Source organism: Acinetobacter sp. YH16044 (assembly GCF_013417145.1).
GTDB classification, from domain to species: domain Bacteria; phylum Pseudomonadota; class Gammaproteobacteria; order Pseudomonadales; family Moraxellaceae; genus Acinetobacter; species Acinetobacter amyesii.
In genome coordinates, this window is the sequence record NZ_VPEK01000006.1 from 112,684 (window position 1) to 135,289 (window position 22,606).

The 22,606-nt window shown below is 41.1% G+C and carries 18 protein-coding genes; 10 read left to right on the forward strand and 8 right to left on the reverse strand.

All coding sequences use genetic code 11. From position 1 onward, the window contains the following. Nucleotides 1-111: 111 nt before the first annotated feature. The 5 genes from FTV38_RS06305 to rplU all read right to left on the reverse strand — a co-directional run bounded on the left by FTV38_RS06305 (nucleotide 112) and on the right by rplU (nucleotide 4,106). Nucleotides 112-903 (reverse strand): RsiV family protein, encoded by a 792-nt coding sequence (locus FTV38_RS06305; protein ID WP_180021965.1) that lies wholly within the window; start codon nucleotides 901-903, stop codon nucleotides 112-114. A 161-nt stretch (nucleotides 904-1,064) separates the two neighbouring features. Beyond that, entirely contained in the window at nucleotides 1,065-1,760 is a 696-nt protein-coding gene (gene lolA, locus FTV38_RS06310; protein ID WP_180011509.1) for an outer membrane lipoprotein chaperone LolA, read from the reverse strand. A 232-nt stretch (nucleotides 1,761-1,992) separates the two neighbouring features. Beyond that, the gene (locus FTV38_RS06315; RefSeq protein WP_218950255.1) at nucleotides 1,993-3,339 is read right to left on the reverse strand and encodes a YadA-like family protein; all 1,347 of its coding nucleotides are present in this window, start codon (nucleotides 3,337-3,339) and stop codon (nucleotides 1,993-1,995) included. 181 nt (nucleotides 3,340-3,520) lie between these two features. Continuing rightward, on the reverse strand, nucleotides 3,521-3,775 hold the full coding sequence (gene rpmA, locus FTV38_RS06325; protein WP_067764378.1) for a 50S ribosomal protein L27: 255 nt from the start codon (nucleotides 3,773-3,775) through the stop codon (nucleotides 3,521-3,523). Nucleotides 3,776-3,794: 19 nt separating this feature from the next. After that, nucleotides 3,795-4,106 (reverse strand): 50S ribosomal protein L21, encoded by a 312-nt coding sequence (gene rplU / locus FTV38_RS06330; protein ID WP_078191390.1) that lies wholly within the window; start codon nucleotides 4,104-4,106, stop codon nucleotides 3,795-3,797. A gap of 459 nt (nucleotides 4,107-4,565) precedes the next feature. Here rplU and sdsA point away from each other — a divergent pair, with 459 nt between their 5' ends. From sdsA to FTV38_RS06370, 8 genes are all read left to right on the forward strand, one after another. Continuing rightward, entirely contained in the window at nucleotides 4,566-5,543 is a 978-nt protein-coding gene (sdsA, locus tag FTV38_RS06335) for an All-trans-nonaprenyl-diphosphate synthase (RefSeq protein ID WP_078191391.1), read from the forward strand. A gap of 31 nt (nucleotides 5,544-5,574) precedes the next feature. Next, nucleotides 5,575-7,626 carry a site-specific recombinase gene (locus FTV38_RS06340; protein ID WP_078192207.1) on the forward strand — a complete coding sequence of 684 codons (2,052 nt, stop codon included), beginning with the start codon at nucleotides 5,575-5,577 and terminating at the stop codon, nucleotides 7,624-7,626. Between the two features lie 152 nt (nucleotides 7,627-7,778). Next, nucleotides 7,779-8,375 (forward strand): phosphatase PAP2 family protein, encoded by a 597-nt coding sequence (locus tag FTV38_RS06345; protein ID WP_180021966.1) that lies wholly within the window; start codon nucleotides 7,779-7,781, stop codon nucleotides 8,373-8,375. Between the two features lie 42 nt (nucleotides 8,376-8,417). Beyond that, nucleotides 8,418-9,683 (forward strand): efflux RND transporter periplasmic adaptor subunit, encoded by a 1,266-nt coding sequence (locus FTV38_RS06350; RefSeq protein WP_180021967.1) that lies wholly within the window; start codon nucleotides 8,418-8,420, stop codon nucleotides 9,681-9,683. Between the two features lie 12 nt (nucleotides 9,684-9,695). After that, the gene (locus FTV38_RS06355) at nucleotides 9,696-12,875 is read left to right on the forward strand and encodes an efflux RND transporter permease subunit (protein ID WP_180005072.1); all 3,180 of its coding nucleotides are present in this window, start codon (nucleotides 9,696-9,698) and stop codon (nucleotides 12,873-12,875) included. Continuing rightward, nucleotides 12,875-14,329 carry a multidrug efflux RND transporter AdeIJK outer membrane channel subunit AdeK gene (adeK, locus tag FTV38_RS06360; RefSeq protein WP_180021981.1) on the forward strand — a complete coding sequence of 485 codons (1,455 nt, stop codon included), beginning with the start codon at nucleotides 12,875-12,877 and terminating at the stop codon, nucleotides 14,327-14,329. Before FTV38_RS06355 ends, adeK begins: the two co-directional genes overlap by 1 nt. A gap of 150 nt (nucleotides 14,330-14,479) precedes the next feature. Next, nucleotides 14,480-14,836 carry a YbjQ family protein gene (locus FTV38_RS06365; protein ID WP_078192212.1) on the forward strand — a complete coding sequence of 119 codons (357 nt, stop codon included), beginning with the start codon at nucleotides 14,480-14,482 and terminating at the stop codon, nucleotides 14,834-14,836. Nucleotides 14,837-14,839: 3 nt separating this feature from the next. After that, nucleotides 14,840-15,283, forward strand: coding sequence for a YbjQ family protein (locus FTV38_RS06370; protein WP_180021968.1), 444 nt, complete (start codon nucleotides 14,840-14,842; stop codon nucleotides 15,281-15,283). 35 nt (nucleotides 15,284-15,318) lie between these two features. Here FTV38_RS06370 and FTV38_RS06375 read toward each other — a convergent pair whose 3' ends face one another. The 3 genes from FTV38_RS06375 to FTV38_RS06385 all read right to left on the reverse strand — a co-directional run bounded on the left by FTV38_RS06375 (nucleotide 15,319) and on the right by FTV38_RS06385 (nucleotide 17,932). Further along, complete coding sequence (locus FTV38_RS06375; RefSeq protein ID WP_180021969.1) at nucleotides 15,319-16,335, reverse strand: hypothetical protein; 1,017 nt, start codon at nucleotides 16,333-16,335, stop codon at nucleotides 15,319-15,321. Nucleotides 16,336-16,409: 74 nt separating this feature from the next. After that, a complete protein-coding gene (locus FTV38_RS06380; protein ID WP_180021970.1) occupies nucleotides 16,410-17,216 on the reverse strand; it encodes an SDR family oxidoreductase in 807 nt (268 codons plus the stop codon). 44 nt (nucleotides 17,217-17,260) lie between these two features. Beyond that, entirely contained in the window at nucleotides 17,261-17,932 is a 672-nt protein-coding gene (locus tag FTV38_RS06385; protein WP_180021971.1) for a hypothetical protein, read from the reverse strand. 184 nt (nucleotides 17,933-18,116) lie between these two features. Between FTV38_RS06385 and FTV38_RS06390 the strand changes: the two genes are divergently transcribed. Then, nucleotides 18,117-21,011 (forward strand): valine--tRNA ligase, encoded by a 2,895-nt coding sequence (locus FTV38_RS06390; protein ID WP_180021972.1) that lies wholly within the window; start codon nucleotides 18,117-18,119, stop codon nucleotides 21,009-21,011. A gap of 95 nt (nucleotides 21,012-21,106) precedes the next feature. After that, entirely contained in the window at nucleotides 21,107-22,522 is a 1,416-nt protein-coding gene (locus FTV38_RS06395) for an ATP-dependent endonuclease (protein ID WP_257228697.1), read from the forward strand. The last annotated feature ends 84 nt before the right edge of the window (nucleotides 22,523-22,606 follow it).

Genomic DNA, 22,606 nt, shown 5'->3' on the forward strand with positions numbered 1-22,606 from the left:
TCTTAAGTAAAGAAAAAAACTGGCTATAGTGTAAGCTCTTAACACTCAAAAATACAGTGACCGAGCTTACAGCTGCCCCTTATTAGACCAATAATCTTGCTGCAAATTGTCTTATTTGGTTTCGTAATTTGGCAAACTTGGTAAATATTCAGGTTTAAATAGCCCTTTAGCCATAAAATATGGAAGTTTTAGCTCAGGCATGCCCTCTGCGTAGCTCGCCAATTCATACAGCGGATAAGCAAATACGATCCCGTTCGCGCCATAATAAAAATTATCGCTTAATTGTAGTTTTGAACGTTCAATATCGTGACTATCTAACCACATATAGTTGGCATCAAATAATGCGCTAATCACTTTCGCATCTGCACCTTTGACCAAGACATCTTGTAAAGCCAAACGTTTTTTGGCTTTTAAATCAAAATTGACATATTCGACATGAGACATGCCGTGAGCAGCATGCGCTGCATAGGTATAGCTTTCGATCGCAAAAGTTGCAATATGCCCCCACTGACTAATGTATCGAACAGAAGTGGTACTTTGACTTAAGCCTGCATCCGTCTTGTCCGATAAATCAATTTTTTGATTCGGCTCAGTTGAAAATGCAATCGGATCTGCCTTTTTAATTCGGTCAGTAAAATATTGATTAATCCAATCAACATTGGTTTCAACCGTTTGAATCGTATATTGGGTACAACCTTCCGCATCGCAAGCTTGTGCTTTCGGCAATTGCATCGCAACAGATTTCGATTGAATAAGTGGAATCGCATCAGCGACGACCACTGGCTTCTGTTCCGTCGTTGCACCTTCAACAGGTTCATTTCGAGGATGACAGGCCGTTAATGACCCAATTAAAACCACAGCTGAAACAGCCCAAGCTATATTATTCATATGATTTTTTTTCATCCCAAAATTCCCTATAGCAACAGTCAAAACCACAAGTCACTTCATTTAAGCAACCTGCGAATATCAGCATACTACTAAATTTCACTTAAATTCAGCTTGCTTGCTTTACATTTCTCCATAAAAAAAGCAGACCGATGTCTGCTTTTTTTCGTTCATGAGAATTATTGATCAATAATGTCCGTACCTTTTGGAGGTACAAAGTTAAAGGTTGACGCTGGAATAGACGCATTCACCTTCACATTATTGAAACGTACATTTGTTGTTTGACCTAATGAGTCTTGGAGAATCATTAAGGTTGGTGCATTTTTCGCACCAAAACTAATGGTTAAGCTTTGAAATACGCCATCATCACTTTTTGGATATAAGGTGTAATAAGTTTTTGTCTTATTTGGCTGTGTAATACGATAAGACTTCATGATTTGAGCCGTATTACCCGACAATAATAATGCAGGCGTATTCGCAACTTGGTCATCTAAGCTTTGGCGTACTGCTTGTTGTAGGTCTGGGTCATAGATCCAAACTGTTTTACCTGTAGTCGCAATGGTTTGCTTAGATGGGCTGGTTGTTTCCCAATAGAATTTACCCGGACGCTGAACTTTCATTACCCCAGTAAAAGTCTGGTTCATATGCTGCGCACTTAAACCTTTCTTTTGAGTGGCTTTCGGGTTGGTCACTTTTGTAGTTTGCTGAAAGTTAGCAGTAAAACTTTTAATACCCGATAATTGTTTCACCAAATTGGCAGTTGCCTGCTGCTCCGACGCTGCAACTGGTGCCGCGAATACTGTCGTACTCATAACCGGTGCCAGTGTCGCTGCACCTAATGCCATAGCACAGATGGTTTTACGAAGCATTTTCATAGATTCACCTTTTATATTTGCATCAACGCAATTTGTTAGATGGCTCCATCTTAAACCACTTTCATTGACTAAATTTAGAGAAAATAAGAAGTTTTGTATGGTTATTAATGCAAATTGCTGTTTTTTATTCATCATGATGGAGAAATATAAAGTAAAAAGGCACTTGATTTGACTCAAATGCCTTTCAAATAATTAAACTATGATTTAGCAATTTTAACATTCCAATATTGAGTTATTTCCATTGCCAACCGATCGATGCACCAGCGCCAAAGTCACCTTCAGAGTTTCCTGTTGCAGCCAATTTATAAACATATTTATTGCTCTCAGTTACTCCACTAAAACCTACTGCATAGCCTTGTGAACCTTCCCAAGTCCCCATACCTACGCTAAACATGTTGTATCCAGCATCTGTGGGTTGTGGTAAGGAGGCGATTGCAATACTTGAAGCAACAGCACCATAAACATTATCTTTAAATTTATTGAAATTATGGTTCAATTCATTCACACGTTGGTTGGTATAGCTATTGGCTTGATTGAGTACATTTGCCCCATGCTGATCTGTATATGCTTTTGAACTATTTAGCACTTCTAGATCTGCTTGACGCATTTGTTTCACATTCACTGCATCGGTGTCTGCCGTACCAGCTGCCACATGGATAATTTGCCGCTCTGCACCAGCCGAGCCAACGGAAACCGTATTATTGCGGTCAGAGCTTGAACCATTGCCTAGTACAACAGCATTATTTGCCGATGTGTTGATATTGTTACCAACCACATAGGTATTATTACCTGTGACTGTGTTATTTGAACCTACAGCACCAGATCCATCACCACTGACTGTATTGTTTACACCGAGGGCAATAGACTGATTACCATCAGCTTTATTACCTGCACCGACTACAATCGCATCTTGTCCATTCGCAGTTGGTTTAGGTGCTGTATTGGCAACGTTTGATTGTATTTTAATGTACGGATCTGTTCCTTTTAAGCTCAACAACCATTCAACTTCAGTACCGACAAATCCATTTTTTATCGCAAGTTCATATGCACTGAAACCATTTTCACCGGTTAGCCCTTGTGCGCCAACTGCACCACGTAGACTTTCTAGCCATTGGTCTTCATTACCTTCATAACCATTGTTCACCGCAACTTGATAAGCACTTGCACCATCTAAACCATTGCTGCCATTCAGACCGTTCAACCCATCCTTACCATCGATGCCGTCTCGGCCATTTAATCCATCTTTACCAGTAGCACCTGTAGCGCCTACTGCTCCGGTATCACCTTTTTCACCAGCAGGACCTTGAGGACCTATTGGCCCTACTGGCCCAGGAATACCACTATTGCAACGATTACAAGTATGCTCAGGATATGACGAGCCACTCCCACCAGCCCATGCAATTGAACCTAGAGAAAGTAAAATACTCACAGCAAGTAATTTTGGTATAGCTTTAATAGCGATTGAAGTTGTTTCACCAAGTCCTAGCGTCTTTTCAAATGCAATTTGTCGGCTTTTATCAGGACAATTCCTTTTCTGATAGTCAGCATTGATAAAAACTGTATTCAAGATTTTATTCATGTCCTTATCCTTTTTTAGTATTTATGCTCCTCTATTACACTCTTTATATTTTGTGATTTAAGTCACTATTTATGGTGATTTATTGATTTATACATCGTTTGTAACAATCTAAAAAAATACTTCACATATTCTTCGGACGAAAAAAAACCCGCAAAAAATGCGGGTTTTTTTCTATTAAAGCTTACGCTTCAACAGATACGTAGCGACGACCGAATTGGCCTTTCACTTCGAATTTCACAACGCCGTCAGCGGTTGCAAATAAAGTATGGTCACGGCCCATACCTACATTTACACCAGCGTGGAATTCAGTACCACGTTGACGAACGATGATGTTACCAGCAGTCACAGATTGACCGCCGTAGATTTTAACACCCAACATTTTTGGGTTCGAGTCACGACCGTTTTTAGTCGAACCACCGGCTTTTTTAGTTGCCATGTCTACTTACTCCTCGTAATTAGCCTGAAATAGCTGTAATTTTCAACTCAGTGAACCATTGACGGTGACCTTGTTGTTTACGATAGTGTTTACGACGACGCATTTTGATGATGCGGATTTTGTCGTGACGACCATGGCTAACTACTTCAGCAGTTACTTTAGCGCCAGCTACTACTGGTGCACCAATTTGAATGCTGTCACCGTTAACAAGCATCAACACGTCATCAAAAGTAACAGTTGAGCCAGTTTCAGCTTTCAATAATTCTACTTTAAGGGTTTCACCCTCAACTACACGGTGTTGTTTACCACCGCTTTGGATTACTGCGTACATTTAAGTACTCCAAACATGCCCGTGTTGTCGTGCCGGTAAAGGGATATACCGATCTTAAAACGATCGTCACTGGGGTTTCGCAAAGGCAAAGATTTTAAGGGATAACCCAAAAAACAACAAGTCATTTCCGTAAAATATTAGATGAGTATGCGTTTATTATATAAACAGTGTCATTAAAACCATTAAAATGAGTGCTCTATTTCACTTATCATGCTTTTGGCAAGGTTTAACATAGATTTTTAGCAACAATTCGCTAATATACACTGGACTGACATCAACAACATGCTGTTCAAACAACATGCTAAAGATAAAAGTCTGTTAAAAAATAAGTACAATACTTCCGCTTGATGAAAAAAATCACTTAAGATTAAGTCAATTGAGTAAGTTCTTATCTGTTATTCATATAACAAATTGCTACACTACGTCTGTAATTCAAAAATTATTGAGGTTTCTCTTCATATGACCATCGACTTTAAGCAAGATATTCTCGCGCCTGTTGCTACTGACTTTGCTGCGATGGACAAATTTATTAATGAAGGGATCACGTCTAAAGTTGCCTTGGTCATGGCAGTCAGTAAACATGTGGTTGAAGCAGGCGGTAAACGCATGCGTCCCATTATGTGCTTACTTGCAGCAAAGGCATGTGGCGCAGAAGATTTAGAAAAACACCGTAAACTTGCAGCAATTATAGAAATGCTACATACCGCAACCTTGGTTCATGACGACGTAGTCGATGAATCGGGTTTACGCCGTGGCCGCCCAACAGCAAATGCGACATGGAATAATCAAACTGCCGTACTTGTGGGTGATTTTTTGATTTCTCGCGCTTTTGATTTATTGGTGGATCTAGACAGCAAAGTTTTACTCAAAGACTTTTCAACGGGTACCTGTGAAATTGCTGAAGGTGAAGTTTTACAACTTCAATCACAGCACCAACCTGAAACTACTGAACAAACCTATTTAGATATTATTCACGGCAAAACATCACGTTTATTTGAGCTCGCTACCGAAGGTGCAGCGATTTTGACGGGTACACCAGAGTACCGTGAACCTCTTAGAAAATTTGCCGGACACTTTGGAAATGCCTTTCAAATTATTGACGATATTTTAGATTACACCTCAGATGCTGAAACATTAGGTAAAAATATTGGTGATGATTTGATGGAAGGTAAACCAACTTTACCTTTAATCTCGGCCTTAAAGAATACCACTGGCGAAGAACATGACATTATTCGCCGCAGTATTGCCACAGGTGGTACGGCAGATTTAGAGCGTGTTATTCAGATTGTACAAAGCTCTGGGGCACTTGATTATTGTAGCCAACGAGCGACTGAAGAAACTGAGGCAGCACTAGCCGCTTTAGCAGCGCTACCAGATACTGAATATCGTCAAGCTTTAATCAACCTCGCAAACTTGGCATTACACCGAATTCAATAATTAACAATATTCCTCGTAATTCCCATTGCCTATGCATATAAAACTGAATGATATCTTTTTGACCATGCAGCAACAGCTCGATACCCCTCGGGCTGTGCTGGATGAAAACTTGCTGATCGAATTGGTCAACCGAATTCGACCAGAAGATACAAAAAATACTGACGAAATTAAGAAAAAATTTCAGGCTTTCATCCAAGCTTTACTCATCACGCCAGATGCAGCCTCTACCTTGCAAAGCTTTGTCCTAAAACTCATTAGCCGATATAAACAAACCAGTTTATATGCGGACACGGGTATTTTGTCTCTCGATGGTTTTTGGGGACAACTGTTCCAACGTCTTGGCGCACATTTTCTTCCTCTGATCAATGACGAAACTCAATTACAAGATTTAGTCCGTCGAGTTTTTTATCGTCATAGCGACAAATATTGGCTGGACAGTATTGATGATCAGCAATGGATGCAGCTCTTTCGATTGTTTAACCAAGGTCATAGCAATCAGGAAGAAAAAAAGAAAATTCGCCGTGAGTTAATTAAAGCCATTACCGTTTTGTCCTATCGGGTAAGTGGTATTGGCTTATATCCTGAATTTATTAATGCACAGCCTGAACTGACCGAATATGAATCACCTTTTTTGGTGCAAAACCGCGAAATAAACGATTTTATTCAGCAGTATAAAAAGCTCCATCAAAGTGCTGAAGAAATGAGTGCTGTGCTACCGCCAGATGCTTCTCAAGCGTTGGTAATGCTGGAACAATGTCGTGATGTGGTGCTGAAGATTCGGCGTGCGACCAAACGAATTGGTGTAAGTGTCAGCCTGACTTACTTATTGTCGCTTTTAGAACAGTGTTTAGATCGCTTAGAAATCTTACTCAACCTGATTGTTGAAGAAGATGATGTCCGCTATGTGTCTATGGGTAGTTTACTCAGTGATGTGACGTCAGCGATTTATAGCGAGCGCAGTGTGCGCGATTTGCTCGCCACCAATAGTGAATTGGTTGCCCTACAAGTCACCGAAAACGCAAGTAAAACCGGCGAACACTATGTAAGTACGGACAAACAAGGCTTTATGAGCATGTACCGATCTGCGGCAGGTGCCGGTGTGATCATTGCATGTATGGCAACTTTAAAAGTGCTGATGGCCCGTGTCAGCATGGCACCGCTCATGCAAGCCATTTCATATAGTCTGAACTACTCTTTCGGCTTTATGCTGATTCATGTCTTACATTTTACTGTTGCCACTAAACAGCCTGCGATGACAGCTGCCGCCCTTGCCTCGACGGTTCAGCATCGTAAAGGCTCGAAAATGGCGCAGATTGCCGAACTTGCCGCGCTAATTATTAACATCATTCGAACCCAGTTTATTGCAATCTTAGGCAACATCAGTATTGCGATTCCTGTTGCAGCATTGATCGCATTAAGTTGGGACATGGCTTTACATGAGCCATTAATGAACCATGCAAAAGCAGCTAAAACCTTACACGACCTCAATCCATTTACCTCACTGGCTGTGCCACATGCTGCGATTGCTGGGGTATGTTTGTTTTTATCAGGTTTGCTTGCTGGATACTTTGACAACATGGCGATCTATCGCAAAGTTGGACCACGGATTCAAGCACATCCAAAGTTAAAACGCATTATGGGTCAAGAGAGACTGGATAAGCTTGCCGCTTACATTGAGCGAAACTTAGGTGCTTTAGCAGGTAACTTCTTATTCGGGATCATGCTGGGCAGTATGGGAACGATTGGATTTATTTTTGGTTTACCTTTAGATATTCGCCATATCGCCTTCGCCTCGGCCAACTTCATTCAAGGCCTCATCAATATCAATGGTTCACCAGACATTGGCTTAATCATTGTGTCATTCTTAGGGGTTATTCTGATCGGTCTGACTAACTTATTCGTCAGTTTCACGTTAACAATTATTGTGGCACTACGGGCTCGTCGCGTAAGATTTGAACAATGGAAACCCCTGGCTAAATTGGTGATGACTCATTTTCTAACTCGACCAAGTGACTTTTTCTGGCCACCGAAAACCCCACTTGAAGTTGAAGATGGCACACAAGCCAGTAAGAACAATCATTAGCAGATTTGTGTTTTATTTTAGTAAGATGTAAATGAACACAAAAAATAAAATCAGTATGATTTACACAGACTTGAAATAAAGTGTACTGATGAGTACACTTTAGTCCATTAATTAACCGAGCTCGAACCGGTTAAAATGACAAGGAATAAAATATGCCACGAACGCTACTGTTTGTTGGTTTTTTTGCATTAATTATCAGTGTGTTGTCACTTTATTCTAGCCATTTAAATCTAATAGATTTAAATCTCGTGGAATGGATGAGTCAGCACCGTATTGCTGTTTTTAATCAAATTGCCATCGGACTTTCGGCGTTAGGCGGCATGCCTTTTGTATTATTTTTCACCACGCTATGGTGTTTACACTTTGCGTGGTATAAAAAATACACAGAGATTGTTTTTATCAGTATAGGGATCTTTGGAAGTATCGGCCTTGCATGGTTGCTTAAATTTACGTTCACCAGACCGCGTCCCCCAGAAATGTACCATCTTGTAGCGTCTTACGGGAGTTCATTTCCAAGCGCACACAGTTGTTATGCTGCATCGCTTGCGTGTTTGATGATCTTGATTTACCGACAACATGCTCAACATCGCTTGATCACCATTTTGGCATTGTTATGGATGCTGTGTATGGGTGTTTCGCGAGTTTATGTTGGGGTTCATTTTCCGACAGATGTCTTATCCGGTTGGAGCATAAGTTTTATTTGGATCACGCTACTTTATTTGAGTTACATCAAAATCAGTAAAGCGTAAACAAATGAATAATTTAGATAAATATCTAATTGAGGTGGAACAATGATGTCTGCAAAGCTTTGGGCTCCCGCCCTGACTGCTTGCGCATTGGCAACAAGTATTGTACTTGTTGGTTGTAGCAAAGATCCTAAAAATGCACAGCAAGCTGCTGCTGCACAGCAAATGCCACCAACTGAAGTCGGTGTCATTGTTGCCCAACCGCAAAGCGTTGAACAATCTGTTGAACTTTCCGGCCGTACATCTGCCTATGAAATTTCAGAAGTACGTCCACAAACCAGTGGTGTAGTACTGAAACGTCTATTTGCAGAAGGCAGTTATGTTCGCGAAGGACAAGCCTTGTACGAGATCGACTCGCGTACAAACCGTGCTTCAGCTGACAGTGCTCGTGCTGCTTTAACACGTCAACAAGCAAACCTAAACGTGTTACGTGTTAAAGAAGGTCGTTACCGTCAGCTTGTTGGCTCAAATGCGATTTCTAAACAAGAATACGACGATATTGTTGCTCAAGTTAAACTGGCTGAAGCAGATGTTGCGGCATCTCAGGCAGAACTTAAAAATGCAGAAATTAATTTAGGTTATTCAACTGTACGTGCGCCAATTTCAGGTCAAACCAACCGTTCAACAGTGACAGCGGGTGCTTTAGTTACTGCATCTCAGGCTGATCCATTGGTAACAATTCAACGTCTTGATCCAATGTACGTTGACATTAACCAATCAAGTGCTGAACTTCTTCGTCTACGCCAACAGTTAAGCAAAGGCAACTTGGACAGCAGTAATAACACCAAAGTGAAATTACGTCTTGAAGATGGTAGCGAATACCCTATTGAAGGTCGTCTTGCATTTTCTGATGCGAGTGTAAACCCAGATACAGGTACGGTTACACTTCGTGCTGTTTTTTCTAACCCGAATCATTTATTACTTCCGGGTATGTTTGCCAATGCTCGCATCGTTCAAGGTGTGATTCCAAATGCTTACCTGATTCCACAAGCTGCCATTACGCGTACCCCTACAGGTCAAGCAATGGCAATGATTGTGAATGCAAAAGGTGCTGTTGAATCTCGTCCTGTAACCACTGTTGGTACGCAAGGTTCGAATTGGATCGTTACTCAAGGCTTAAACACTGGCGATAAAGTGATTGTTGACGGTATTGCGAAAGTTAAGCCAGAGCAACAAGTTGTAGCAAAACCGTATCAACCTCAGGCTGCCGCACCTCAAGGTGCTCAACAACCTGCTGCAGCAAAGCCAAACGCTAAAGCCGCAGAACAAGCAGCGCCTAAAACTGAACAAAAAGCTACTTCAAACGCATAAGGAGTAGACTGAATGGCTCAATTCTTTATTCATCGCCCCATTTTTGCGTGGGTGATTGCATTGGTAATTATGCTGGCGGGTGTACTCACGCTATCTAATATGCCAATTGCACAGTATCCGACCATTGCGCCGCCAACGGTTTCAATCTCTGCGACATACCCTGGTGCGTCTGCAGAAACAGTTGAAAACACCGTAACCCAAATCATTGAACAACAAATGAATGGTTTGGATGGTTTACGTTATATTTCGTCAAACAGTGCGGGTAACGGTCAGGCATCTATTACATTGAACTTTGAACAAGGGATCGATCCAGATATCGCCCAAGTTCAAGTCCAAAACAAACTCCAGTCTGCGACAGCGTTATTACCTGAAGATGTACAGCGTCAAGGTGTAAAAGTCACCAAATCTGGCGCAAGCTTCCTACAAGTTGTAGCATTCCACTCACCGTCTGGCAAGTTGACTGCGGACGACATTAAGGACTATGTAAACTCGAATATTTCCGAACCTCTCAGCCGTGTGGCAGGTGTAGGTGAAGTCCAAGTATTTGGTGGTTCTTATGCGATGCGTATTTGGCTAGATCCAGCCAAAATGGCAAACCTGAAAGTTACACCGAGTGATGTGGCTGCGGCTATCCGTACACAGAATGCTCAGGTTGCTGTTGGTCAGTTAGGTGGTGCGCCTGCAACTGAAGGTCAAGTACTGAACGCGACAGTTACAGCACAAAGTTTGTTGCAAACACCAGAGCAGTTTAAAAACATTTTCCTGCGTAACAGTAGTGATGGTGCTCAGGTACGTTTAGGTGATGTTGCACGTGTTGAATTAGGTGCTGACAACTATCAGTTCGACTCTAAGTTCAACAACAAACCTGCTGGTGGTGTAGCGATCAAACTAGCAACTGGTGCAAACGCATTAGACACAGCCGAAGCTGTTGAAGCACGTTTAAAAGAACTACGTCCAAACTACCCTGAAGGTTTAAAAGACACGCTTGCATTTGATACGACTCCATTCATTAAGTTATCGATTGAAAGTGTTGTACATACCCTTGTAGAAGCCGTGATTCTCGTATTCTTTGTGATGTTCTTATTCTTACAGAACTGGCGCGCAACGATTATTCCGACATTGGCTGTACCTGTAGTGGTATTGGGTACTTTTGCTGTCATTAACATGTTTGGTTTCTCGATCAACACACTCACCATGTTCGCGATGGTACTGGCGATTGGTCTCCTCGTGGATGATGCGATTGTTGTCGTAGAGAACGTTGAACGTGTCATGGTTGAAGATCATCTTGACCCAGTGACTGCAACTGAAATCTCAATGAAACAGATCTCGGGTGCCCTCATCGGTATTACCTCTGTGTTAACCGCTGTATTCGTGCCGATGGCATTCTTCGGTGGTACGACAGGTGTAATTTATCGTCAGTTCTCAATCACGCTGGTAACAGCAATGATTCTGTCATTGATTGTGGCATTGACCTTTACCCCTGCCCTATGTGCGACCATGTTGAAACAACATGATCCAAACAAACCTGAAAGCAACAATATCTTTGCCCGTTTCTTCCGTTGGTTTAACAGCTCTTTTGATAAAGTTGCGCATAAATACCAAGGCGGCGTGAACTTCATGACACACCACAAGATTTTCTCTGGTGTGATTTATGCAGTTGTAATCGGCTTGTTGGTACTTTTATTCCAAAAGTTACCATCATCATTCTTACCTGAAGAAGACCAAGGTGTTGTAATGACACTGGTACAGTTACCACCGAATGCCTCACTTGAGCGTACGGACAAAACTGTCACTGCAATGACCGATTACTTCCTGAAAAACGAAGAAAAATATGTCGATTCTGTATTCAGTGTTGCCGGTTTCTCGTTCACAGGTGTAGGTCAAAACGCAGGTCTTGCATTCATCAAGTTAAAAGATTGGGAAGACCGTACATCACCTGAATCTCAAGTGGGTGCGATTATTCAACGTGGTATGGCATTGAACATGATCGTGAAGGATGCTTCATACATCATGCCAATCCAATTACCAGCAATGCCTGAATTGGGTGTAACTGCCGGCTTCAACTTGCAGTTAAAAGCTTCTGCAGGTCAAACCCATCAACAACTTATCGATGCCCGTAATATGGTGCTCGGTATGGCTGCTCAAGATAAACGCCTCATGGGTGTTCGTCCTAACGGTCAAGAAGATACGCCACAGTACAAAATCACGATTGACCAAGCTCAAGCCGGTGCTATGGGTGTCAGCATTGCTGAAATCAATACCACAATGGGTATGGCATGGGGTGGTTCTTACATCAATGACTTCGTTGACCGTGGTCGTGTGAAGAAAGTCTATGTACAAGGTGAAGCTGCGGCACGTATGATGCCTGAAGACCTGAGCCAGTGGTATGTCCGTAACAACCAAGGCACAATGGTTCCATTCTCGACCTTCGCTACTGGTGAATGGACTTATGGCTCACCACGTCTTGAACGTTATAACGGTATCGCATCTGTGAACATTCAAGGTTCACCGGGTGTGGGTGTAAGTTCGGGCGACGCGATGAAAGCGATGGAAGAAATTGTACAAAAACTTCCTTCGATGGGCGTTCAAGGCTTTGACTATGAATGGACGGGTTTATCTCTAGAAGAACGTGAGTCTGGCGCACAAGCACCATTCCTATACGCACTTTCATTGTTAATCGTCTTCCTATGTCTTGCTGCCTTGTATGAAAGCTGGTCTATTCCGTTCTCAGTATTACTGGTTGTACCATTAGGTGTATTGGGTGCGTTATTACTGACTTTCCTTGGAATGGTGTTCTTCAAAAATCCAAACTTGGCGAATAACATTTACTTCCAGGTGGCTATTATTGCCGTCATTGGTTTGTCCGCGAAGAATGCGATCTTGATCGTAGAATTTGCCAAAGAACTTCAAGAAAAAGGTGAAGATCTGTTTGACGCAACTTTGCATGCCGCTAAAATGCGTCTACGTCCAATTATCATGACCACTTTAGCCTTTGGTTTTGGTGTACTTCCGCTTGCGCTTTCTTCGGGTGCAGGTGCAGGTAGTCAGCACTCTGTAGGTTATGGTGTATTGGGTGGCGTAATCAGTTCTACCCTACTTGGTATCTTCTTTATTCCTGTATTCTACGTATGGATCCGAAGTATCTTTAAGTACAAACCAAAACAACAAAATAATCAGGAGCATTTATCGTGATGCAAAATGTATGGTCTATTGCAGGTCGTAGCATTGCGGTTTCTTCACTTGCGCTTGCTTTGGCTGCCTGCCAAAGCATGCGTGGTCCAGAGCCGGTTGTTCAGACCAATATCCCCGAAAGCTACACAGCAAGTGCTTCTGGTACTTCTGTTGCTGAACAAGGATATAAAGATTTCTTTGCTGACCAACGTCTGGTACAAGTTCTTGACTTAGCTTTAGCCAACAACCGTGACCTACGTACGGCTGCTTTAAATATTGAACGTGCACAGCAACAGTATCAAATCACTGCCAATGGTCAATTACCAACCATTGGTGCAAGTGGTAGTGTACTTCGTCAAGACACGTTGAATACACAAAAGCCTATCACCTCTTATAATGTCGGTTTAGGTGTCACTGCCTATGAACTTGATTTTTGGGGTCGTGTACGTAGCTTAAAAGACAATGCTTTAGACAGTTACCTTGCAACTGCAAGTGCCCGTGATGCAACACAAATTGCGTTGATCGGTCAAGTGGCTCAAGCATGGTTAAACTACGCGTATGCCAATTCGAACTTGAAGCTTGCGGATCAAACTTTAAAGGCTCAGCTTGAATCTTATAATCTAAACAAAAAGCGTTTTGATGTCGGTATCGACAGTGAAGTTCCTGTTCGTCAGGCTCAAATTTCTGTAGAAACTGCACGTAATGATGTTGCGAATTACAAGACGCAAATTGCTCAAGCGCAAAACTTATTGAACCTATTAGTGGGTCAACAAGTGCCTGCAAACTTGCTGCCAAACCAACGTGTCAATCGAATTACTTCGACCAATACCATTGGTTCAGGTATTCCAAGTGACTTGTTGAATAACCGTCCAGATGTCCGTGCAGCTGAATATAAACTGTCTGCTGCTGGTGCGAACATTGGTGCAGCTAAAGCACGTCTGTTTCCTACTATTAGTCTGACAGGTTCAGCGGGTTATGCTTCAACGGACTTAGGTGATCTATTTAAATCAGGCAACTTTGTATGGTCTGCTGGCCCTAGCTTAGATATTCCAATCTTCGACTGGGGTACACGTCAGGCCAATATTAAAGTTTCTGAAACTGACCAGAAAATTGCATTGTCTGATTATGAAAAGTCAGTTCAGTCAGCTTTCCGTGAAGTGAATGATGCGCTTGCAGTTCGCCAAAACATTGGTGACCGTATTGCAGCACAGCGCCGTTTAGTTGATGCAACCAATACAACTTACAAACTATCAAATGCCCGCTTCCGTGCTGGTATTGATAGCTACTTAACTGTACTGGATGCGCAGCGTGCATCTTATGCAGCTGAGCAAGGTTTGTTGTTGCTTGAACAAGCAAATCTCAACAACCAAGTTGAATTGTATAAAACGCTTGGTGGTGGTATCAAAGCCAACACTTCTGATGCTGTACAATACCAGCCTTCTACTGCTGAACGTAAAGCGGCATCAAAACAATAATTTGATTTAGCCTAGCCCGTAATATTTGAAAAGCTCACTTCGGTGGGCTTTTTCATTTTTAGATCGGAGCTACAAAATAAAAATGAACATATTGCTTTTTGTTGAAGAGTTTCCTATCTTCAATTCACCTTTTTATATTGATAACTAAAAATGCTTTTAAGTAATCTTGAATCTGTTCCGGGTCATACCATTACACAACAACTTGATGTCGTTTATGGCAGTACTGTCCGCAGTAAACATGTTGGTCGTGACTTTATGGCTGGCCTAAAAAATATCGTGGGTGGTGAACTCAAAGGTTATACAGAACTACTCGAAGAATCCCGTCAAGAAGCCATGAGCCGTATGATTGATAAAGCACGTGCCTTAGGGGCGAATGCGGTCGTCGGCATCCGTTTTTCAACCTCAAATATTGCTCAAGGCGCCTCTGAATTATTTGTGTATGGCACGGCAGTTCGTGTAGAAGCCAACTCAGCAAAACTCCCAGACCCATTTCCAACTCAGGACTAAGTCATGGATGCCTTTATTTTTAAAGTCCTGATCTTTGTAGTGCTCTTTTGTATTGGCTGGGGCTTCGGTCGCCATATCGAACAAAAACATCTCAAAGAACTCGAAGCTCAAGAAAAACGTTTAGCGCATATTCAAATAGACAACAACCGTTTTAAAACTACTGAACATTTCGGACAGCTGATTTCGAGTAATGTAGTGATTTCACATGATTATTTTAAATATGTGATTGCCAATATTCAGAACTTCTTTGGCGGACGTTTAACCAGTTATGAAAGCATTATCGATCGGGCACGTCGTGAAGCCGTGGTGCGTTTAAAGCAAGAAGCTGAAAAGATGGGCGCAACGCAAATTATGGGCCTGCGTTTAAGCACCACTGAGCTGGGTATGCAAGGCGGCATGGTCGAAGTCTTTGCGTATGGAACTGCTATTCAAAAGAGAGAGATCTGATCTCTCTACTTCTCCCCCTATTCATTTTTTACGACCTAATTTACTTTACACAATGTGTTTTCAAACTCTTCATAACTCACATTTTCATTGCGACAAACTTTAAAGCAAACTTCATTAAATTTCTTTTCATCAATATTTGGATCATGATAACTAAATGCAACATCTCCAGCATAAGCACGTGCCAGATCTTGCACCACAATGTCAGCTTTACATCCATATAAAGTTGGACATGCCTCTAATGTTCCTTCGTAATACTTTTTACACTGAGTCGGTTCGACATCCACCTTATTGGGCTTTTGCATCGACACATTTAAACCATTTTCATTCATTAGAAGAAAATATTGAAGTTTTCTAAATGGTTTTAAGTCAATCTCGAGTCCCGAATGATTGATACGAGCCAATTGATCTTTGTAAGAATTATGATCATCTGAGATTAACTCTGCATTACCAGCTTTGTCGATTTTGATAAAGCTATAGTTGACAGGCATATATGCGCCACTCCCCTTATGTGCAATCACTTCGACCAAATGATCTTTCGCAATAAATGCTCCCGTAAATACAGTCGATTCAACACTGGTCAGCAACTTATCTTTCACTAAAACACAATATCCAAAACATTGATCTTTGAATCTAGCCTGATCGCCTTTAAAATCATCAACAGCATGAAATTCAGCTCGCCATTTAAAATCACCAATTTTATTCGAGCTATAAGGTAATTTATCAACATCTGAATCTTGAGGATTTTGACTGTAATACTCAGACTTCAATAATCCTTTTTCATCAAACAGTGCTTCGATCGGTAACCACCCCTCATTTGGTCCTCGCATAACAACTTCTGCACTCGCCGCTTCAACTTTAGGTTCAATCTCAACAGATTCAATAACTGGTTCTGATACAGTTCCTATTTCTTTTTCAGGCTTTTCGAGCGTTGACTTCTGCTCAATTTTTTGAGTTTTCTGTTTAAAATAAAAATATGCCACTGTACCGATTGCACCAATGATTGCGCAAAAAATGATGGCTATTCCCCATTTGTTAAAATTATTCTTTTTCATTTCTTATAATCTCGTTACTCATTAAAAAAGTCACTGTTAAGAGTGACTTTTAAACTATTTAAACTTGATAAAATTTACTTCACTTTGGTTTTACGAATCATTTTATATAACGTTGTCGGTGATAATCGAGATACCCAAACACCGAGCTTTTCTTTAGAACCACCCACCACGATGTATTCTTCCCCACGTTGCAAAGATTGCACCACCGTTTCGGCAAACTCATTGGCTTCTAGACCATTTTCAATGGCTTCATCCTGATGCCCTTGTGGCTTGCCGGCACCATTGAGTGCATTAAATGAAACATTGGTTTTGACAAATCCGGGGAATATCACCGATACGCCCACCCCTTGATCTGCCACTTCTGCACGTAGACTGTTCGCCCACATATGAATGGCAGCTTTTGCAGCAGAATAGGTCGCGCGGTATTGTGTCCCTAATAAGCCTGCAACACTTGAAACAAAAGCAATTCGACCGGACTTTTGTGCTAAAAAAGTCGGTAAAACGGTTTTAGTCAAATAGACTTGCGAAAAATAATCTACTTCCATGATGGCACGTTCAGTTTGCATAGTCGTATCCGTGATCAATGCACGCTGACTCAATCCCGCATTATTGATTAGCCAATCAATTCGGCCTTTATTCGCAAGGACTTGTTCATAAGCGTGGCGAACTTGTTCTTCATTGGTAATGTCTGCACACACTGAAAGATGCTGATCTGGATGTAATAATGAAACCCGGACTTTTTCCAACTCTTCAAAACGACGTGCGGTCAAAATGACCTGCGCCCCTTGCAAAGCACATTCTTTTGCTAAAGCTTCACCCAAACCTGAAGATGCCCCAGTAATCCATACCACTTTTCCGTTCAAATCATCACGTTTTGCCATTTTGAAATCCTTTTAAATAACTAATTTATTCATTTATATGTATTTTATGCTTTATGTAGTACAGGCTCATTGTTCAAAAACACCATAAAATGGTCAAAATACTGACTCATCGACCGTGCATCATAAATTTTGCCGAGTTTATCGAAGCGTTTATATCCGAGTTGCGTGGTGAGATTGATGACACCGGTTAAAGTTTTATCCACCACCATATTAAATTTCAGCATTTTTTTCGGTTCACGCACCAAATGCGTCACCCCTGCATCGACCACTTGCGTGAATGCTTTCAACGCGAGCGGCACGTATTGATTTTGCCCATCTTTCATCTGACTGACATAGCCCAGCAAGTCAGTGGCTAAAGAGGCATCGATCGGGTAATGCATAAAATGCTGACCCTCTTCGCTATAAAAACGTCCATATAAATAATTCACCATCGGTACAAGGCGGTCATTGCCGAAAAAAGACACCGACCACGGCATATATTTACGGGTCGTTTCACGTATTTGCTGAATAATTTTTTCGGATTCATTGTCTCCAGACTTATTCATGCGCGCCATTTGACCAAAAACTTGATCTAAAATTTCACACGCAATATCCGCTAGATTATCCCCTAAGGCTTTGGACTGACTTTCTGTTTCACCCGCGTTGAGTTTTTGATGAATCGTCTCAAAACGTTGATATGTCGTAGGTTGAATCTTTAAAGAAATTGAATAAGTCATTTGATATTGCTCCTTTTATCTTAGTTTTGGGATCAATGGATACTTCTTATCTTAGGTCCTATCATACGGACTCTTTTATTTACTGCCAAATCCTAAAAGTTAACATTCGCCCAACATCCCTAATTCACCATTTTTTTTGCTACAATAGATCTAATTTTTTATCCACTTTTGATCTGTTTAGACTATGACTGATTCAGCGCAAAATATTGCTACGACCTACGATCCGACCGAGATCGAAAAAAAATGGTACAAGACTTGGGAAGAGAGAGGCTACTTCAAGCCATCTCAAAAAGGTGATTCATTCTGTATTATGATTCCGCCACCAAACGTCACTGGTAGCTTGCACATGGGTCATGGTTTCAACAATGCCATTATGGATGCGTTGACTCGTTATAACCGTATGTCTGGCAAAAATACCCTTTGGCAGCCGGGTACTGACCATGCCGGTATCGCAACGCAAATGGTTGTTGAACGTCAATTGGGCGCTGAAGGCATCAGCCGTCACGACCTAGGCCGTGAAAAGTTCATCGAAAAAGTATGGGAATGGAAAGAACAATCTGGCGGTAACATTACCCGTCAAATTCGTCGCCTTGGTTCATCTGTAGACTGGTCTCGTGAACGCTTCACTATGGATGAAGGTTTATCAAACGCTGTGAAAGAAGTGTTTGTTAAGCTGCATGAAGAAGGCTTAATTTACCGTGGTAAACGCCTAGTCAACTGGGACCCTAAACTACAAACTGCCCTTTCTGACTTAGAAGTTGAGTCTGATAAAGAAGAAGCAGGTTCACTTTGGCACTTCAAATATTTCTTTGAAGACAAATCAATCCGCACCCATGACGGCAAAGATCACATTGTTGTGGCGACAACACGTCCTGAAACATTGCTTGGCGATACAGCTGTTGCGGTTGCGCTTGATGATGAACGCTATGCAGCGCTTGTAGGCAAAAACATCATCCTACCTATTACAGGCCGTGCTGTTCCAATCGTAAAAGACGAATATGTAGACAAAGAATTTGGTACAGGCTGTGTGAAAATCACCCCTGCGCACGACTTCAATGACTATGAAGTGGGCAAACGCTGTGAACTTCCAATCATCAACATCTTCAACAAAAATGCTGAAGTTCTTGCTGAATTTGAATACATCGCGAAAGCGGGCGAGCAAATTTCTAAAACCATTCCTGCCCCTGCGGACTACATTGGTTTAGAACGTTTTGCTGCACGTAAAAAATTGGTTGCTCAAGCTGAAGCTGAAGGCTGGTTAGATCAAATTCAACCGTACACCTTGAAGCCACCTCGCGGTGACCGTTCAGGCGTGATCGTTGAGCCACTTCTAACTGACCAATGGTATGTGAAGATCGCTCCTCTTGCTGAGCCTGCAATTAAAGCGGTTAAAGATGGCGACATCAAATTTGTACCTGAGCAATACAGCAACATGTACATGGCTTGGATGAATAACATTCAAGACTGGTGTATTTCACGTCAATTGTGGTGGGGTCACCGTATCCCTGCTTGGTACGATGCTGAAGGCAACGTATTTGTCGGTCGCGACGAAGCTGAAGTTCGTGCGAAAAACGGTATTGCTCCTGAAGTTGAATTAAAACAAGACGAAGATGTGCTTGATACATGGTTCTCTTCTGGTCTTTGGACATTCTCAACTTTAGGTTGGACTGGCGACGCAGCGAAAGATAAAGAAAACTATTTCTTAAATACTTTCCACCCGACTGATGTACTTGTAACTGGCTTTGACATCATCTTCTTCTGGGTTGCCCGCATGATCATGATGACCATGCACTTCATGAAAAATGAAGACGGCACACCGCAAGTTCCGTTCAAAACAGTGTACGTTCACGGTTTGGTTCGTGATGGCGAAGGTCAGAAAATGTCTAAATCTAAGGGCAACGTGCTTGACCCATTAGATTTGATTGACGGTGTTGATCTTGAAACTTTAGTACAAAAACGTACAACAGGTTTGATGAACCCGAAACAAGCAGCGAAGATTGAAAAATCAACCCGTAAAGAATTCCCTGAAGGTATTCAATCTTACGGTACTGACGCTGTACGTTTCACATTCTGTGCGCTTGCGAACACTGGCCGTGACATTAAGTTCGACATGAAACGTGTTGAAGGCTACCGTAACTTTGCCAACAAAATCTGGAACGCTACCCGTTTCGTGATGATGAACTGTGAAGAGCAAGTGATTGGTCAGGAAGTTCGTCAAGACCTTTGGGAATTGCCTGAACAGTGGATCGTGAGCCGTCTACAAAAAGCGGAACAAGCGGTGCAAACAGCATTTGCAACATACCGTTTAGATTTGGCTGCACAAGCGATTTACGAGTTCATTTGGAATGAATACTGTGACTGGTATGTAGAACTCACTAAGCCAGTTCTCAATGACGAAAACGTATCTGTTGAGCGTAAAGCTGAAGTACGTCGTGTGCTTCTTGCTGTTATGGAAGCGTCTTTACGTTTAGCTCATCCATTGATGCCTTACCTAACAGAAGAAATCTGGCAAACGCTTGCGCCGAAACTCAACATTTCTGGCGAAACCATCATGTTGGCTCAGTACCCTGTTGCAGATGAAGCGAAAATCAACAAACAAGCTGAAGCTGATATGCAATGGCTTCAAGGTTTGATTGGTGCGGTGCGTAACATCCGTGGTGAGATGGGTCTAGGTAATGCTCGCTTGTTGCCTGTTCTACTTCAAAACACCACTGATGCTGAAAAAGCACAGATCACTCGTATTGAAGCGTTATTCACTGCGTTGGCTAAAGTTGAAAGCATTACTTTCCTTGCTGATGGTGAACAACCGCCATTGTCTTCATCTTCTGTAGTGGGTCACGTGTCTGTATTCGTTCCAATGAAGGGTTTAATTGACCCTAAAGCGGAATTAGGTCGTTTACAGAAAGACTTAGACAAGGTTCAAAAACAGCATGACCAAATTGCAACTAAACTTTCTAACGAAGGTTTCGTTGCAAAAGCACCTGCGACTGTAGTTGAAGGTGAGAAAGTTAAACTTGCTGAGTTTGCTGACCAGTTAGCGAAAATTAAAGCGAATATGGAGCAGATTGCAGCGCTGTAATGTTGTAGTTTGATTCAAAAAAGCCACCTTAAGGTGGCTTTTTTTTACACATTGAATTATAAATATATACTATAAAATTAAATAGATACTTAATAATGAAAATTTCAAATATACATATCGAAAACTTTCGGGGTCTTAAAAATATTGATTTAACACCTTCACAGATGAATTGTGTCATTGGTGAAAATAATGCAGGGAAATCAACTGCCCTATTGGCTATCAATTTATTTCTAAATGGTACAAGAATTTCAGAATCTGATTATTATGATAAGTCTAAAGAAATTTTTATAGATATAACTTTTAGTGATTTAAATGAAAACGACTTAAACAAAATATCAGATGAAGAAAATAGATCAAGAATTCAAAATATTATTAAAAATAATACAATCAGCTTTCGTAGGAAATATAAACTAGATTTCACAAGTGATTTACTTTGCTACAAAAAAATACCTATCGATACAATTTATAATGCTAACTGGATAACTAATGAACTTAAAGGCAAAAAATCAGCAGAAATAAAAGCCTTGATGAGAGATACGTACCAATTACCACCAGATATAGCTAGTTCAATTTCCACGCAAACAGGTGCAAGAGAAAAAATTGAAGAGCTAATTGAAAATCTACCCGAGGATAAATTCCAGTATGGTTGGGAAAATTTACCAACTGGATTCAGTAACACAGTTACACCAATGTTTCCTGAACCTATTTATATTCCAGCTGTAAAAGATTTTAGTGATGAAACAAAAACTAAAGAAAGTACAAGCTTTGGTAAATTAATAAAAATTTTATTCAAACAAATTGAACAATCTCCTGAATTTTTAGACATCAAAAACTCTTTTGAAAAGCTCAATAAAATGCTAAATCGTCAGCTTATCAAAGATGAGGATGGCACTGAAAGTACTCTTGACGAACGATTACCTAGCCTTAAATTATTAGAAGCTGAAATAGAAAAGGTTTTTCAAGAAAGCTTTTCACAAATTAAATTAGAGCTAGAGATTCCCAATCCAGAAGTAAAACAAATTTTTAATAGCACTCAAATTTTAATAGATGATGGTATAAAAACTACTATTGATTATAAAGGCGATGGTGTTAAACGTACTTTAGTGTTTTCTATACTTAGAACTTATGTTGAAAAGCTTAATTCTGATAACCAAAACACAGACTACATTTTTCTTTTTGAAGAACCGGAATTGTACCTCCATCCTAATGGTCAGAGAATCCTCTATAACGTTCTTGAAAAATTATCCTTAAAAGATCAAGTATTCGTCACAACACATTCCCCAAACTTTTTTTCTGCTACGGCTAAAGAAACATGTTTTATTAAAATTTATAAAGACTTTTCTTGTACACCTCCTAGTTCTAAAGCAAAAGAAATTAATTTTGTTCAAAATAGTTCTTATAAGGATGCCTTCCAAATTATATGTTATGAAAACAGCACGCCAGCTTTCTTTTCTAAAAAGGTTCTTTTTGAACCGTACCGGGTTTGTCGGAGACATTTTTATTTAAGTTAGGCCACGTGACCTAACGGGTTAATCTTATCATAGTACATTGCTTCAAACTCAAAAGGCGATACATAACCCAATGCGCTGTGTACA